Raw genomic sequence first — 15,481 nt, forward strand, 5'->3', positions numbered from 1 at the left:
CCAGAACGATATAACAATAAAACTTTTATGAATTTTTAGTCACGCTCATGCCAATTCCCGGGCCATCAGGGCAGAATAAGAATCCGATATAAGGAGCCAGGTAGAATTTTTTCCCACCTCTTCTCAACCCAACAGCGCGGACAGCTCGCCAGGCATAAAAAAACCGGGCGGTGCCCGGCTTTATATCTGCAAAGGGAAGCATGCGTGAAAGAAAAGGGGCGCCCGGATTCCTCCCTTGCGCCACTTCCGCCTTCAACCACCAGCTTTCAAGTGGCGATCAAAGAATTCCCGGATCATGGTGTACTGGTGAACCCGGGTCTGCTTGCCGCGCAGGCTGTGCTTCTTGCCCGGGTAGGTCATCAGCTCAAACTGCTTGCCCTGATCCTGCAGCAGCTTGATCAGTTTAGTGGTATTGGTGAACAGCACATTGTCGTCCGCCATGCCATGGTAGATCAGCAGGTCACCCTTGAGGCCATCGACATAGGGAAAAACCGAGGATGCCTTATAGGCTCCTGCATCGCTGTTGGGATTCCCCATGTAACGCTCGGTGTAGTGGGTGTCGTAAAGCCCCCAGTCGGTGACCGGTGCCCCCGAGACCCCTGCCTGGAAATAATCGCCGGCCTTGAACATATTCATCAGGGTCATATAACCGCCGTAGCTATGCCCGAACACGCCGATTCGATCTGCACTGACATATGGCAGCGAGCGCAGGAATTCCACCCCGGTGACCTGGTCCTCGACCTCCACCGACCCCATCGCCTTGTGAATTGGGTTTTCAAACTCGGTACCGCGATTGGCGGAGCCCCGGTTATCGACGGAGAACACCACGTAACCCTGCTGGGCCATATACTGGTTGAACAGTCGGTCCCAGCTATTGGTGACCACCTGGGCATGCGGTCCACCATACTGGTATACCATTACCGGGTACTTCTTCTTCGGGTCGAATCCCGCCGGCTTATACAGGCGATAAAACAGCTGGTGGCCCTGCGGTGCGTCAATAGTGCCGAATTCGGGCTCGATCCAGTCTTCCATATACGGATACAACGGGTGTCCTTTCTCCACCGCATTTTCCTCGAGCCAGGTTACCTGCCGGCCCTCGGAATTGTGCAGGCTCACCTGAGACGGTGTGGTGATATTGGAGAACTTGTCGATATAACCCGAGGCATCCCGGGCAAAGGTGACGCTGTGCATACCAGCGCGGGAAGACAGCCGCTCTATCGGCGAGTCAGCCTTAAGCCCGGTCCGGTACAAGTGGCGCTCCAGCGGTGTGTCTTTACGACCGGTGAAGTAAACCCTGCCGCTGTCCTCATCCACGGCCTCGAGCGCGTCCACTGACCAGGCGCCCCGGGTGAGCTGGCGCAGCAGCTCCCCGTCCAGGTTGTACAGGTACAGGTGGCGGAAGCCGTCGCGCTCGGAGGACCAGACAAAACGGTCACTATCCTGCAGGAATTTCAGGTCGTCGTGCAGGTTGACCCAGGTCTCGCTCTTTTCTTCGAGCAGGGTACGCGTCTTGCCGGAGCCGATATCCACCAGGCGCAGGGCAAGCGTCTGCTGGCTGCGATCCTGCCATTGATAGCTGAGCAGGTCATCGCGCGCCCACTCCACCCGCGGAATATAAATATCCCTGTTCTCGCCCAGGTCGACCCACTGGATATCGCCACTGCTGACATCCAGCACTCCCAGTTTGACCAGTACATTGGGGCGACCGGCTGCGGGATAGCGCTGCTGGATCATATCGATGCGGTCTGCATAGATCTCGCTGCGAGTAACCTCATCCACCGGGGACTCGTCCACCTGCAGGAAGGCGATATGCCGGTCATCAGGCGACCACCAGTAGCCGGTCATGCGATCCATTTCTTCCTGGGCGACAAATTCCGCCATGCCATTCTTGACCGGGCCCTCGCCATCCCGTGTCAGCTGGCGCTCACGGCCTGTCTCCAGATCGACAATAAAGATGTCCTGGTCACGAATAAAGGAAACAAAACGTCCCTGGGGTGAGACCCGTACATCGGTCTCGAAAGCCTCGGTCTCGGTCAGGCGACGGGCGGACTTGCGGGCCAAGTCATAATAAAAAACATCACCTGCCAGCGGGAAGAGAAGAGAGTCCCCTTTCCGGGACCATGTGTACTCCATGATGCCGCTGCCATAGATGCGCTGGCGCTCGCGCCGGGCCTTTTCCTCATCCGACAGGACTTCCTCACCACGATGCAGCGTATCTGAGTCGACCAGCATCCGCGTTTTCCCGGCCTGCAGGTTGTATTCCCACAGGTCGTAGCGGTTGTAATCGTCCTCACGTCCCTTCAGGAAAGTGACTCGACTACCATCGGGAGAATACTTCAGTGCGCGCGGCGCGGATCCGTCCAGGGCGGGATCGGAGAAGATTCTCTCGATCGAAAGCGGCTCAGCGGATGAATACCCGGCCGAAAGGCAGCCAAGCAGCAACAAAATCTGTTTCTTCATAGTCTTATGGGGCTCCCGATTGCCTCTTTCACGTTGAGGCAGAATCTCATATGCAAAGGATTCTAAACGGAAGTCCCAACTACTGAAAGGCGTCCGCGAGGGGAGCCTCGACATCCCGGGCCAGGCGTCCCCTCAAGGCTCCGCATCGCACACCACAGATTCCGGCCTGCCCGTCAACCATTCCCGGCCTTCTCCATGACACCAACCGGCTTATCGCGCCCGACCCGCTCTCGCAGCTCAACCTTCGCAGGCGGCGCCTGGCCGGACTTGTCTTCACCGAAGTAAACCGTCTGGTGGGGAAAGGGAATCTCAATCCCCTCACGGTCGAACTTTTGCTTGATGCGGCGGTTAAACTCCCTCCCAACACGCCACTTCTCGTGCGCCCGCGTCTTGGTGCGGGCCTTGATCACGACTGCACTGTCCGCGAATGCATCGACTCCCAGGACTTCGAGCGGCTCGAGGATCAATGGACCAAACTCATCGCTCTGCCGCAGCTCCTTATCCACTGCGAGCAGGCAATCAATGACCTCATCGGTATCTTCGCGATAGGCCACACCAATTTCGAGCATGTAATAGCTGTAGTGCTTGGTCAGGTTGTCGACCACGGAAATTTCGCTGAAAGGGATGGTGTGTACAGTACCATCCAGCGCCCTCAGTTCGATTTTTCGCAACGAAATATTGGTGACCTCACCGGTACGGCCGCCCACAGTCACGATATCTTCCACCTGCAAAAGATCCTCGAGCAGAATCGTAAAACCGGTAAGGAAGTCCTTGACCAGGGTCTGGGCCCCGAAACCGATTGCAATACCGAATACACCAGCACCCGCCAACAACGGCATGACATCGATATCAAACTCCGACAGCAACACCAACCCGGTCATCACCGTCAGTACAAACAGGAGCAGGTTCCGGATCAACGGCACGAGCGTTCGCACCCGGGCGTTGGCTGACAGCATCCGCTCACCGAAGTAGTGCTCGATCACGCCGTTGATTGTCTCCCACAGTGCACAGAACACGGCGAGTACAAGAAACAGAGACAGAGTCACCTGGGCCAGGTTGCGCAACGCCTCCCTGGAAATAAGCTCACCCAGGACGCCGCCAAACAGTTCCACCCCGGTATAGCCAAACAGGATCACCGCCATAGAGTAACCAAGCCAGCGCTGCAACTGGAACAATACCGAAAAGCGTGTCCGCGCAATTCCCAGCCGCCGGCGCCCGGGCCGTAACTTTCCGTCAACAAAAGAGGCCACACGGTTATTGATGGCGACACCGATAAACAGAATTAGCGAGGCAATGGCCAGTAGCAGAAGCTTCCCTGCCTGATTCGCAGAGAGACCAATCCCATTCAGGAATGACGAATAATCCCGGACTATCTCGGTGGCGACATCGTCGACCGCAAGGGCATCACTGATCTTGAGCGCACCCCCACCCGGGGAAGTCTCGCTGGCCTGCTGCAGCCGCTTCAGGTTGCCCAGGAATTGCTTGCGTTGCCCGGGATCCTCCAGCAGCTCAACCAGCCGGTCGATCTGCACCGGGGACAAGCGACCCTCGCCACCGTTGGAGTCCGGCGCGACCGAAACAGCCGATTCAGGCGGCATGCCAGCAGCAGTCTCTCCACCAGCGGGCCCTTCGGGTCGAGACTGGCTTTCCTCCGACAGGACAAGCGGTGACAACAGGAGCAGCTGCACAAGCAGCACAGCCATCACCCTCACACTGAGACGATCTGGAAAGATATTCCCCCCTGCCTGAAAAATGATTGAATCCGACTTGGGCAGCTACCCATCCGGGACAGCCCGACCAGCTCCTGGTTCCTGGCCAATACACCCAGGCTCTTTTTGAACACGGATTAACGAAATTGATTCTGCTGTTTTTGTACTGAGGGTTACCTGGCTCACTTTCAACCCCCTGCGGGGATTCACTGGGCGCCATCTTTTCCGGAAAGGGCTATCCGGCGGTAACCGGAACCGTTGGGAATGTCGGGAACTAAACGGCCCTGCAACCTGTCAGAGCCTGACTGACATAAACTGGTTCACCAATCTAGGAGTGAGAATATGGTTATCATCAGGAAACTGGCACTGGTTTTCTTCGCCACTTTATTGAGCGTTGGCATTGCCGGGTGCGACCGCGATACCGATGCCGAGGAAGTTGGTGAAACGATCGACGAGAAAGTCGAGGATGTTGGCAATGCGGTGGAGGATGCCTGCGAGGAAGTGAAGGAAGGCGCCGACGCAGAGGATACTGACTGCTAACAACTCACGCGAGTCGCCATCGCAGGAAAGCCATGGCGACTCCAGCCCCGGTAACCCGCAAGGCGGGTTACCCACTCGCCAGCTATCCATTCAAGTCAGACTACGCCACGATCCCACGCCGAACGGGCAAGCAAAAGATTCAATTATGCGGATACTGCGCTATTTCATCAGCGAGTATCGCCTTCAGTGGGGACAGTTCGGTCTCGAAGTTTCGCCACTGTTCAGTACTGCCGCGGTAAATTGGCTGGCGCACCTGTTCCGCACTTGGTGTGCGAACAGCACGCTGGGTCGTATGGAATTCGATACAGGCTTCCTCAAAGGGAATTCCGCAGAATCCCAGTATACGCCGCACTTCTCCCTCCAGGTCATCGACAACAGCTTCGTAATGTACGCGCAACACCTGTCCCGGCAGCACCCGGTCCCAGTGATCCATCAGGCGCACGTAGTCGCGGTAATACTCCCCTACAGTCTCCAGGCCGTAGGTAAACTCCTGTCCCTCGGCGAAAAGCTGCTTGAAGCCACTGAAGCAACACGCCATTGGGTGACGACGCGCATCGATAATCTTTGCATTCGGAAGCATCAACTTGATCAGGCCAATATGGCGAAAGTTGTTGGGCATTTTGTCGATAAACAGGGGGGCGGCTTCTCGATGTATCCGCGTCTCCTCTATGTAGCGCTCGCCCAGCTCTCGCAGTTGCCCCGGATCCAGGTCGTGCAACACCGCCGGGTAGCGAGGCACCTCACTGGCTCTACGGCGACCATCCAGCCGTCGTGCCGCCGCCATCACATTGTGTAGTTCGAGAGTGCCGTCGACCTCTGAGTGGGAAGAGAGTATCTGCTCGATCAGCGTTGAACCAGCACGGGGCAGGCCCACGATGAATATCGGGTCGGGCGCGGGAAAGCCTTTGTCGGCGTTGCGCGCAAATAACGCCGGCGTACAGTGCTCGATCTGCAGTTCCGTGTCGCGGCGGTTCTGCTCGATGCTATAGCGGGACTCCTGCCGCTTCAATGCGTTGCCCTGCTCGTAGAAATCGAACGCGTCGGCGAACTGCTTACGATCCTCCAGGGCTTTACCCAGCGCAAAACAGAGATGGTAGCGGTCCTCCAGCGCGGTGTCGGGTCGCGACTGCAGGCGCTGCATGGCCTCGATTTCATCGTCGGAAAAGCGATAGGTCTTCATATTGGCGAGACTCCAGTAAGCATCGCCAAAGTCCTCGCGCGCCCGGTAGGCTGCCTGATAGGCCTCGTTGGCCTCCTCCGCGCGACCAATGGTCTTCAGGGTATGGCCACGCTGCAGGTGTATATTGGCCAACTGCGGCTCTGCCCTGGCGATCTCGTCGTAGACCCCGAGTGCGGTATCGTAATCCCCCACCATGGCGCTCTGGGTAGCGAACAGGATATCCGCCTGGCGACCACCCTGGGCCTCACGCAATTTTTTTGCCTGCGCCAGCGCCGCGGCAAATTTCTGTCGCTTGCGCAGTATCCCGATATAGTCAAAGCGGGCCTGATGGAAGTCCGGGTAGAGCTCCAGGCAGCTTTCCAGCAGGAAATCGGCATCATCCAGGATGCCCAGTTCCGCTCCCACCAATGCCAACAGGCGCATGGCCTCCGGGTGGTGACGATGGCGCTGGAGAAAGCCGCGGCAGATCTGCTCGGCCTTGTACAGCCTGCGCTCGTATAACAGGCTCGCTGCGCTCGCCAACTCCGGCGGCAGTTTCTGCAGGTGCTGGAACTGACGCAGCGCGTGTTCCGCCTCAGCGACTTCCCCGGCCTGGCGCAGGCCCAGCGCCAGGCCCTTCCAGCTGGCGTGCAGTGCCGGGTTCAGCTCCACCGCATGCCGGTATGCAGTGATCGTGGCGGTGTTATCTTCCAGCTGGCTGAAGTTGTGCCCACGCTCCTGGTATGCGCGGGCATTGCGGCCATCCACTGCCAACAGCTGCTCTAGGGTTTCCAGTGCCTGTCGATGTTCGCCCAGGTAGCGCTGGCTTGCGGCCAGCATATACAGGGCCTCGCTATCCTGCGGATATTCTTCCACAAGCTTTTCCGCCAGGGTCTTCGCCCGGGTAAACTCGCGCTGTTTCAAGGCGCCACGAACTTCCCGGAGGGCTGCCTGGTCGGCCCCGCCGTGGGAGGAAGGTTGTTGATCAGCTGCCTGGCTATCTGTGGACACGGATAATTCTCAACGTTGGCGGTCAGTGGATCCTGGGCCCGGATGGGCAACGGATTCGCTTCTCTCCCCAAAGGCAAAAACGAATCCGCTGTCCACCAGGGCTGCCCCTCCCGCTCGCGGAAGGGGCAGCCCGGTCATGACTTACCGATCAGGGATCAGAAGTCATAGGTCAGCCGCACGCCCATGGTAAGCGGACGGTTGGTGGTGATGCGCTTGGAGTTATCCAGCGTATTGATAAACAGCTCCGCACGCTCATCAGTGAGGTTCTCCGCATACAGCTCGGCACCCCAGTTCATCTCGCGCATGCCGACAGAGGCGTCTACCGTGGTGTAGGCGTCCTGGCGGAAGCGGTCGTTGGGCTGTACCACGATGGAGCTCCAGGCCTCATCACTGTACTGCGCGCCCACCTGCCAATAGGCATCGAAACCGGACACGGTCCAGTCGTAACGCGCGCGCAGGTTCATCTGCAGGGGCGGGGACAGGGCCAGCTCGCTGCCTTCCGGTGCCACGTTCACGGCACTGGCGGGAACCTTGGTGATCTCGGTGTCATTGTAGGAGAGCGCACCGATAATCTGCAGGTTGTCCGTGGGCAGCCAGGTTACGTCCGCCTCGATACCGCGGATCTGCGCATCCAGGGCATTATCCAGGTAGAACAGGAAGTAGACGCTCGGGTCGAAGACCGAGGTCTGGATATTGGACCAGTCCACCTGGTAGATGCTGCCGTTGAACTGCAGGCTGTAATCCGAGAGGCTGGTCTTCCAGCCGGCTTCGTAGTTGTCCACGGTATCGGTGGTCACAGTGTACGGCACCGTGGTGGTCTCGTTGCCGTTGCCACCACCGCGGTTGAATGCGGGCGGACGGAAGCCTTCGGAATAGGTAGCGTACAGCAGTACATCGCTGTTCGGTGTGTAGCTCAGGGTGAACTTGGTAATCACGTCGCTCTCGTTGAGCGGTGTTTCCACGCCGGCCTCGGCCCACTTGGAATCCAGGTTGTCACCGAACTGGTCCAGGTCGACACCCTCACTGAACAGCGGCGAGTTACCGAACGAGGAGTTGGCGGAACCCAGCAGTTCCACATCGATATCGTACTGGCGCACGCCTACGGTTGCGGTGAACTGGTCGGTCAGGTCGTAGGACAGCTCACCGAAGAACGCCAGCTGCTCTTCCGTGCGGGTAATATCGTTGAAGAAGGCTACACCCGCGGGACGCGCACTGGGGTCAATGACGGTAGCCTTGTTCGGGTCGGTAGTATCCGGGGACCAGCCGCGCGGATAGTTCTGGGGGAAGCCCAGGTCAACGATGGAGTTGTAGACAAAGTTGCCGCGGTCAAGGATCTCCACGTCTTCGTAGAAGGCGCCGGCGGTCAGGCGCAGGGCATAGTCTTCCGGGGTGGAGAAGCGCAACTCATGGCTGGTGCGGGTGTTCTCCACCAGGCCCACGTAACCCTTGGTGGGGTCGTAGCAGCTGTCGACATAGTCGCAGGTGTAATAGGCCACGTAACCACCGACATCGTTGTAGCCGGTGTAGTCCATGGACTGCTCGACTTCGCGATCCAGGTAGGCACCGGTGTAGACCACATCGAGTGCTGCCAGGCGCCCTTCCAGGGTCCAGCTGGTGAGATCGAAGCTGTCCTCGAGGGAATCCTCAAAGTAGCGCTGCACTTCCAGGTCGCCCACGTCTTCCGGGTCGTGGTCGAAAACACCATCGGCATCCAGGTCTTGGTGCGTGTGCTGTACCAGCGCTTCCCAGTTGTCGTTGATCAGGTATTTAACCCCGATCCGCGCACCGCGGTAGCTGGCATCGTTGAAGTCCTCTTCCACCAGGTCTTCGTTGGTGGCGCTTTCCACCGGCAGGCCTGCCCAGGCCGGGTTTACTTCCGGGTCCGGGGTGTAAGTGCCGGCCACATTATCGATGTAGCCACCTTCATTGGACTGGTAAGCGGCAACACGGGCAGCCAGCTTACCATCCACCAGTGGCAGGTTTATTACCGACTCGAGTGTGTCGGACATCTCGCCGTCCTTGGTGGTGGCGAGGCCCGCCTCGATGCCCAGCTCGAACTCGTCGATGACCGGCTTGTTGGTGATCAGGCGCACGGTACCTGCCTGGGAGCTGGCACCGAACAGGGTGCCCTGCGGCCCCTTCAGAACTTCCACCCGCTCGATATCGGTGACGTAGACATCCAGGTTGCGGCCGCCGACACTGACCGGTGCCTCGTCCACATACAGGGCAACATTCGGCGCGGTGCCATTGGCCTGGGAGAGCTGGGTGGCGATGGTGTCGGTGGCCATACCACGAATATAGATGGATGACTGGCCCGGCCCGCGACCGCCAGAGGTCACATTGGGCATATGGCGAATATAGTCATCGAAGTTGGTGACGTTGAGGTTTTCCAGGTTCTGCTCGCCCAGCGCCTGGACGGTCACCGGAATATCCTGCGCGCTGGACGCGCGCTTGGTGGCAGTCACTGTGACTTCCTCGATCTGCCTGGGTGCTGCCTCGACGGCCGCACTGCCCAGCAGCGCCGCTGAGGCGGCGATCACTGCGCTATGCAGTTTATTTTTCTCGAACACAAAGTTCTCCTTGCTTTCCTGAGGTTGATTTCAATCATTGAAAACCGCTGCCCCCCAAATAAGGGGCATTCCCGGAGGCCGCCACGCGGCCACAGGCAACAGTTACAGGCGCACTGCCGGTATCCCACGGACACCAACCGATTCCATCCCGCTGAAAAATTTAGTGATGTAATTATTTTTGGAATTCTGCCCCGACACTGAAGTGGCCTGAGAGCCCTTCATGGAGCATAAGACAGGGGAGCAACCGCGATCACGATCTGCAAATTGCCTTTATTTGCGGCGAATTTTTGCAAATTCGTGGAGGAAAGACAAATGTGCATCACAAAAAGATTATTGCTTGATTAATAACTAGACAACAAAACTACCTTGAACTCTAAAGACTGACCGGTACTGAACGAAAAATAGGCAGCTTATTGATTTGAGATCAATGGAAATCAGGGAATGGATTACCGGGATTGCCGCAATACCAACCATGTTCGAAAGCAGGATAGAGAGCCTGCGCCATCCGCTTCAGGGAACAGCCCGTATGCGGCACACAGGTCTATGAGGGAAAGGGAGATAGGGCCGGCCCCGGCCAGCCAAGCCGGAGCCAGTGCAGCACCCGGGCTTACGCCCGGGCCCACAATCGGCAGCGCTTCACTGCAACAGTTCGCGAATCGCCTCACCGACCCCCCGGGCCGATGCGGGGTTTTGCCCGGTTACCAGGCGGTCGTCGACAGAAACTGACTTGTCAAAGTTGTCCGCCTTCTCGTGCTTCGCCCCGCGCTCTTTCAGCTTTGACGCCAGCAGGAAGGGCACAATCCCGTCCTTTTCCACCGCCCTCTCCTCCTCATCGGTGAAAGCCGACAGGGTCTTGCCGTCCACCAGCCATTCGCCATTGGAGAGTTTCACATTCACGAATGCAGCCGGCCCGTGACAGACGGCGCCCACCACCTTGCCGGCTTCGTACATATCGCGGATGGCGGCCTGCACTCCAGTATGATCCGGGAGATCCCACATGGTGCCGTGGCCCCCGGGGAAATAGAGCGCGTCATAATTGCCCAGGTCCAGGTCCCCGAGCGCCGGGGTGGGCCTGAGCTTGGCATTCACGTCCTCGCTCTCAGTAAATTCGCGATTGACAGGATCGTCGAGATCCAGGCTGCCGGGATCAATCGGGGCCTCACCTCCCTCCGGGGTAGCAAAGTCCACCTGAAAGCCGGCCTCCCGCAGGACCTTCCAGGGCTGTGCCGCCTCTGACAGGTGGAAACCGGTCTTATCCCCGGTATCCCCCAGCTTTTCATGACCGGTCAGGACAAATAGCACCTTTCGATCCGCCATGGGATATGCCTCCTTCTGTTGTTGGAAAACGTCTTTCGACCTACGCTCAGGGCAAGCACCAAGATCAACGCAGCTCCCGCAAGTACAGCAGACCATTCGATTTAATCCAGCAAACCTGCAGGAATTATGCGATTTAACCGCGGCTGCCCGCCGCTTATGATTGCGCTGTTATTGGGCTACGGCAGGAGGTAGACGATGGACTACCTGAGAAGAGCGGATGAGCGCGGGCAGGCTAATTTCGGCTGGCTGGATAGCCGCCACTCATTTTCCTTCGGCAGTTATTTCGATCCACGCCATATGGGATTTTCCGTCCTGCGCGTAATCAATGATGACCGGGTCAGGGGCGGCCGGGGCTTCGGTGCCCACGGGCACCGGGATATGGAAATTATATCCTACGTGCTCGAGGGCGCGATTGAGCACCGCGACAGCCTGGGCAACAGCTTCCTGCTGCCGGCCGGGGAAGTGCAGCGCATGTCGGCGGGCACCGGTATCCAACACTCCGAGTTCAACGCATCGCCCACCGAAAGCCTGCGCTTCCTGCAGATCTGGATCGAACCCGCAGTCACCGGTATTGAACCGGGCTACGAACAGGCGAACATTCCCCAGCAGGGTCCCCTGACAGCGCTGGTGACTCCTGACGGGCGCGATGGAAGCCTGCACATACACCAGGATGCCAGTCTCTATCGCCTGCGACTGGAGCCGGGAGAGGCAGTACCGCTCGCCACAGGCGAGCGCTGCGGCTACCTGCACGTCATTGGCGGCAGCGCCGGTGCCGGCGATATCGAGTTAAGGGCCGGTGATGGCCTGGGGATGAATATCGGGCGGGAGCGACAAGTCTCCGCCGGGGAAAGCGGTATCGAGGCCCTGTGGTTCGACCTCCCCGCCAATCGACAACAGAGGCGTTGATGGAGGCCCTGGCAGGCAACCCCCTGTTCTGGCTGCTGGCCCTCATCGGGGTTGTGCTGACCGGAATATCCAAGTCCGGTTTTGCGGGAGGAGCCGGGGTAGTGGCAGTACCACTGCTGGCACTGGTAATGCCCATTCCCCAGGCGGTGTTCCTGGTGCTGCCACTACTGCTGGTCATGGATGTAAAAACCATCCAGTACTACCGCCACCATGCGAGCTGGCCCGAACTGCGCGCCGTGGTACCCGCCGCGCTACTGGGCATTGTCGCTGGCGGCCTGATGCTGGGCAGTATGCCCGAGCAGGCCCTCAAGCTGACCCTTGGCATAATCTCCATCGTCTTTGCCCTGTGGCAACGGCTCGCCCCGGTACTCGGCGGCATGAGGGGCGCCGCGTGGCTATGGGGGGGAATCAGTGGCCTCACCAGTACACTGATCCACGCCGGCGGCCCGCCCGTCAATATCTACCTGATCGCCCGCCAGTTACCGAAGCTGACATGGCTGGCCACGGCTGGCATCTTCTTCGGCATTATGAACCTCATCAAGGTGATCCCCTACCTGCTAACCGGGGAGTGGGGAGCGGACGTCTTCCTGGCATCACTGGCCCTCCTGCCGGTGGCCCTGCTGGGCACCTGGCTGGGCAGGCATATCCAGGGACGCATCCAGGACCGGATGTTTATGCTCTGCTGCCGCGGACTGCTGTTGGGCTCCGGCCTATTACTGGTTGTCCAGGCAAGCCTCCGCTAGCGGGCCTGATGTGACAGTTCGTGCAGCCCACTGGATGCCCGCCCGGCCATTGAATTTCCGCTCATGCCCCCCAACTACAATGAAACAATAGACATACGCGGGGCCAACACCCCGCCACAGAAACTGAAGGTCCCATGAAGAAGCTGCCCGTACATATTGAGATAGTTTCCGACGTTGTCTGCCCCTGGTGTGTCATTGGCTACTACCGCCTGCTCCAGGCCCTGGAGCGGTTCGAATACAGTATCGAGCCCACCATTTCGTGGCTGCCATTCGAGCTCAACCCGCAAATGCCAGGCGAAGGCCAGAACCTGCGCGAGCACCTGGCAGAGAAATACGGCACCACCCCTCAGGAGAGCATCGAGGCACGCCAGCGACTCACCGACCTGGGTGCAGACGTGGGCTTCACCTTCAACTACAGCGACGACATGCGCATGTACAACACCTTCAATGCGCACCAACTGCTGCACTGGGCTGCCGAACAGGGCAAGCAGAATGAACTCAGCATACGCCTGTTCGAGGATTTTTTCGGCGAGCGCAGGAATGTTGGCGATACCGAAGTCCTGGTCCAGGCCGCCGGGGAAGTGGGGCTGGACAGGGATCGGGCACGCCAGGTCCTGGAGGAGCAGGCTTATGCCGACCAGGTCCGCGAACTGGAACAGCTGATTGCCGGCCAGGGCGTGCAGGGTGTACCGCTATTCGTATTCAATCGCCAGTACGCCATCAGCGGCGCCCAGGAAGTCGCCACATTCGAGCAACAGTTGCAGCAGATCATCGACGAAAGCGGAGAAAGCAGCACCGACTGACCGAGCCACCCGGCAACGACAACGGCAAAAGGAAAAAGGAAAAAGGAAAAAGGAAAAAGGAAAAAGGAAAAATAAAAATGCTCCCCCGGAAAACACTTGTTGGCGCAATCGCCGGCTCCCTGTTGATCCTCTCGGCCTGTACACCGGATAAACAGCAGCAGGCGACTGCGCAGCCCGCGGACAAGTTCCTGTCCAGCATCGCCGAATACTGCGGCAAGGCGTTTGCCGGCCGCATCGTTGCCAATGAACCCGCAACCGACCAGGCGGACCCGTTTGCCAACAAGGCTCTGGTGATGCACGTACGCGGCTGTGATACCCCACGGAAGGAATTGCGCATTCCTTTCCATGTGGGCGATGACCACTCGCGCACCTGGATCCTCACCCGCACCGAGAGCGGCCTGCGCCTGAAACACGACCATCGCCACGAGGATGGCAGCGCCGATGCCGTCACCATGTACGGTGGTGACAGTGCTGGTGCAGGTACTGCCACCCGCCAGGAATTCCCCGTGGATGCCGAATCCATCGCCATGTTCCAGCGGGAGGGGCTCGATGCCTCGGTCACAAACACCTGGGCCATGGAAGTTCACCCGGGCGAAATGTTCGCCTACGAGCTGACGCGCCCGACTGGCCGAAAATTCCGGGTCGAGTTTGACCTGGGCGAGGAAGTCGAACTGCCCCCCGCCCCCTGGGGCTCCGAAAGCTAAAACGCCACCAGGATAGTACGGGCTGGCGGGTTGTGCGGGAATCCCGGTGACAGGTGAGCGCGCCCCACTATTCTTTTTTGGGCAGGTCGTCGTCGATATCGACGATGCGCTCGCCGTAGTAAAAGTGACTCTGGGGCGCCAGGGCCTCGGGCAGCTCTCCGTCATTGTTGCGGCGCACCAGCAGTTGGGATACCACCCGCCAGTCGGCACTGTTGCTGTTGAACAGGGTATCCCCGCACTCGGAACAGAAGAATCGTTTCATCTTTTTCTCCGGGTGCTGGAACTCAGCCAGTTTGTCCTCGCCCTTATTCACCGTCAGTTGGTCCTTCTCCCACACATCCACCGAGTGGTAGGGAACCTTGAGGAAGTTGCGGCAATCGGCGCAGTGGCAGAAGCCCCGCACCTTGGGGGCTCCCTCGACGGTAAATTCAACGGCTCCGCAATCGCAGCTGAACGTGTAGCTTGCAGCCATCAGACCTTGCTCCATGGTGGCGAATTGAACGGGCACTGCCTGGCGACCTGCCATACACCACCCGGCAGGCATCGACGTCTCGTGAACAGTTTACCCGCACGCTTTGCGAAGGATAGCACCCATTTCGCCCGGGCCCCGTCGTGACCGATCCGTACACAATCCTGTCCTACCGGAGCGGGCACTGCCGGCCCGTCCATGAGCATATCGAGCGGGAAGGCTAGCCGGTTATCCGTCCGGCTTCAGCAGGTAATCCGCATGAAAGCGCAGGTGTTGCTCGATAAAACTGGCGATAAAGTAGTAGCTGTGGTCGTAGCCTGCGTGATGGTCAATCCTCACCGGGTACCCCGCCGCCTCTGCAGCGGCCTCCAGGGCGTCCGGCTTGAGCTGGGTCTCGAGGAACTCATCGTCTTCCCCCTGGGAAACCAGCATTGGCAGGTGCTCTGTCGCCCGGCTGACCAGAACCGTGGCATCGTACTCCTCCCAGCTACTGCGGTCCCCTCCCAGGTAGGCACTGAACGCTTTTTCGCCCCAGGGACAGGAGATGGGGTTGCTGATCGGGCTGAACGCCGAGACCGAGGTAAAACGCCCCGGGTTGCGCAGCGCCAGTACCAGGGCGCCGTGGCCACCCATAGAGTGCCCGGCGATCGCGCGGCGGCCGGTTAGCGGGAAATTGCCCTCCACCAGCGCCGGCAATTCCTCCAGCACATAATCATACATACGGTAATGGCGCTTCCATGGATCCTGCGTGGCGTTGAGGTAGAAACCTGCCCCCTGACCCAGGTCATAGCCCTCATCGTCCGCCACCGCGTCTCCCCGCGGGCTGGTATCCGGGATCACCAGTGCAATACCCAATTCCGCGGCCATACGCTGTGCGCCCGCTTTCTGGCTGAAATTCTCATCCGTGCAGGTAAGGCCCGACAGCCAATACAGAACCGGAAATCGCTGGGCTTTCTCCATCCGCTCGGCAAGTGGCGGCAGGAAGATGGCAAAGTGCATTTCACAGTCCAGCGTCTCTGAGTGATGCCGATACCGTTCTTGCCTGCCATCGAATACTTTTGTGCTGCTGATTCGTTCCAGAGTCATCACC

General features: G+C 59.1%; 12 protein-coding genes. 5 read left to right on the forward strand and 7 right to left on the reverse strand.

Going from position 1 to position 15,481, the window contains the following annotated elements; translation table 11 throughout:
• Window positions 1-252: 252 nt before the first annotated feature.
• A complete protein-coding gene (locus ACH6CX_RS08825) occupies window positions 253-2,460 on the reverse strand; it encodes a DPP IV N-terminal domain-containing protein (protein WP_396675318.1) in 2,208 nt (735 codons plus the stop codon).
• Window positions 2,461-2,633: 173 nt separating this feature from the next.
• The gene (locus ACH6CX_RS08830) at window positions 2,634-4,058 is read right to left on the reverse strand and encodes a mechanosensitive ion channel family protein (RefSeq protein WP_396675319.1); all 1,425 of its coding nucleotides are present in this window, start codon (window positions 4,056-4,058) and stop codon (window positions 2,634-2,636) included.
• A 453-nt stretch (window positions 4,059-4,511) separates the two neighbouring features.
• Here ACH6CX_RS08830 and ACH6CX_RS08835 point away from each other — a divergent pair, with 453 nt between their 5' ends.
• Window positions 4,512-4,709, forward strand: coding sequence for a hypothetical protein (locus ACH6CX_RS08835; RefSeq protein ID WP_233006291.1), 198 nt, complete (start codon window positions 4,512-4,514; stop codon window positions 4,707-4,709).
• Between the two features lie 139 nt (window positions 4,710-4,848).
• Here the strand turns inward: ACH6CX_RS08835 and ACH6CX_RS08840 are convergent, their stop codons facing one another.
• The 3 genes from ACH6CX_RS08840 to ACH6CX_RS08850 all read right to left on the reverse strand — a co-directional run bounded on the left by ACH6CX_RS08840 (window position 4,849) and on the right by ACH6CX_RS08850 (window position 10,766).
• Window positions 4,849-6,879 (reverse strand): tetratricopeptide repeat-containing sulfotransferase family protein, encoded by a 2,031-nt coding sequence (locus ACH6CX_RS08840; protein ID WP_233006292.1) that lies wholly within the window; start codon window positions 6,877-6,879, stop codon window positions 4,849-4,851.
• Window positions 6,880-7,034: 155 nt separating this feature from the next.
• Entirely contained in the window at window positions 7,035-9,449 is a 2,415-nt protein-coding gene (locus ACH6CX_RS08845) for a TonB-dependent receptor (protein ID WP_396675320.1), read from the reverse strand.
• A gap of 636 nt (window positions 9,450-10,085) precedes the next feature.
• The gene (locus tag ACH6CX_RS08850; RefSeq protein ID WP_237062666.1) at window positions 10,086-10,766 is read right to left on the reverse strand and encodes a type 1 glutamine amidotransferase domain-containing protein; all 681 of its coding nucleotides are present in this window, start codon (window positions 10,764-10,766) and stop codon (window positions 10,086-10,088) included.
• 195 nt (window positions 10,767-10,961) lie between these two features.
• On the opposite strand from ACH6CX_RS08850, the gene ACH6CX_RS08855 reads away from it, so the two are divergent.
• The 4 genes from ACH6CX_RS08855 (at window position 10,962) to ACH6CX_RS08870 (ending at window position 13,922) form a co-directional block, all read left to right on the forward strand.
• Window positions 10,962-11,672, forward strand: coding sequence for a pirin family protein (locus tag ACH6CX_RS08855; protein WP_233006295.1), 711 nt, complete (start codon window positions 10,962-10,964; stop codon window positions 11,670-11,672).
• Window positions 11,672-12,415 (forward strand): sulfite exporter TauE/SafE family protein, encoded by a 744-nt coding sequence (locus ACH6CX_RS08860; RefSeq protein ID WP_233006296.1) that lies wholly within the window; start codon window positions 11,672-11,674, stop codon window positions 12,413-12,415. Before ACH6CX_RS08855 ends, ACH6CX_RS08860 begins: the two co-directional genes overlap by 1 nt.
• Window positions 12,416-12,549: 134 nt before the next feature.
• Complete coding sequence (locus ACH6CX_RS08865; protein ID WP_233006297.1) at window positions 12,550-13,218, forward strand: DsbA family oxidoreductase; 669 nt, start codon at window positions 12,550-12,552, stop codon at window positions 13,216-13,218.
• A gap of 77 nt (window positions 13,219-13,295) precedes the next feature.
• A complete protein-coding gene (locus tag ACH6CX_RS08870; protein ID WP_233006298.1) occupies window positions 13,296-13,922 on the forward strand; it encodes a hypothetical protein in 627 nt (208 codons plus the stop codon).
• A 67-nt stretch (window positions 13,923-13,989) separates the two neighbouring features.
• On the opposite strand, the gene ACH6CX_RS08875 is transcribed toward ACH6CX_RS08870, so the two are convergent.
• Window positions 13,990-14,394, reverse strand: a complete 405-nt coding sequence (locus ACH6CX_RS08875; RefSeq protein WP_233006299.1) for a GFA family protein — start codon at window positions 14,392-14,394, stop codon at window positions 13,990-13,992.
• A 225-nt stretch (window positions 14,395-14,619) separates the two neighbouring features.
• Entirely contained in the window at window positions 14,620-15,477 is an 858-nt protein-coding gene (fghA, locus tag ACH6CX_RS08880; protein ID WP_233006300.1) for an S-formylglutathione hydrolase, read from the reverse strand.
• Between the last annotated feature and the right edge of the window lie 4 nt (window positions 15,478-15,481).

Source organism: Microbulbifer sp. JSM ZJ756, assembly GCF_044383805.1.
GTDB classification, from domain to species: domain Bacteria; phylum Pseudomonadota; class Gammaproteobacteria; order Pseudomonadales; family Cellvibrionaceae; genus Microbulbifer; species Microbulbifer zhoushanensis.